The organism is Halomonas sp. SIMBA_159, assembly GCF_046536035.1.
Lineage (GTDB): Bacteria > Pseudomonadota > Gammaproteobacteria > Pseudomonadales > Halomonadaceae > Vreelandella > Vreelandella venusta_A.
In genome coordinates this window covers 1-525 of sequence record NZ_JAWJBT010000085.1, presented here as the reverse complement: position 1 = coordinate 525, position 525 = coordinate 1, and the positions used below count along the sequence as shown (strand labels likewise).

The 525-nt window shown below is 66.3% G+C and carries 1 protein-coding gene; it reads left to right on the top strand.

Features of this window, described 5'->3' with window-relative positions; genetic code table 11:
• Window positions 1–325 (top strand): hypothetical protein (locus tag R0J87_RS18460; RefSeq protein ID WP_498887994.1); only part of this gene is annotated, 325 nt, incomplete at its 5' end.
• Between the last annotated feature and the right edge of the window lie 200 nt (window positions 326–525).

The window sequence follows — 525 nt, the reverse complement described above, 5'->3', positions numbered from 1 at the left end:
CACGAACAGTGGCACCGATGCGTCGCCTGCCGGTGCCACGGCCGTCGTGCAGTACAACTCCTCCCTGCTGTCGCTGAACATCGCGGCGGTCGGCGGTGTCACCGTCGGAGGCGCGGACGGCAACTACACGCTGACCCTCCCGTCGATCCCCGCCGGAGGCAACATCGTGATCGGGCTGGGAACCACGCTCGACTCGCTGCTGAACATCACGCTTCTCACCACACTGCTCGGCGGCCCCCAGCAGGTCATGACCGCGACCGTCTCGGGCGACTCGGTCACGGGCAACAACTCGACCTCGTCGAACATCGGCATCTCGCTCCTCTGAGCCAAATCTCGATGGGAGCGCCGGACCCAGCGCCGACGCTCCCATCGTCGCTCCTGCCACCGCCGATGCGAGCGGCAGCGATGCGATGTACCGAGCGGGCGGATCCTTCCATGGTCCGCCCGCTTTTCCCATCCGGGAGAATCGACGCATGAGCGCATTCCTCGTTCCGCTTGCCTTCTTTCTCGCCGTCGTCTTCGCCG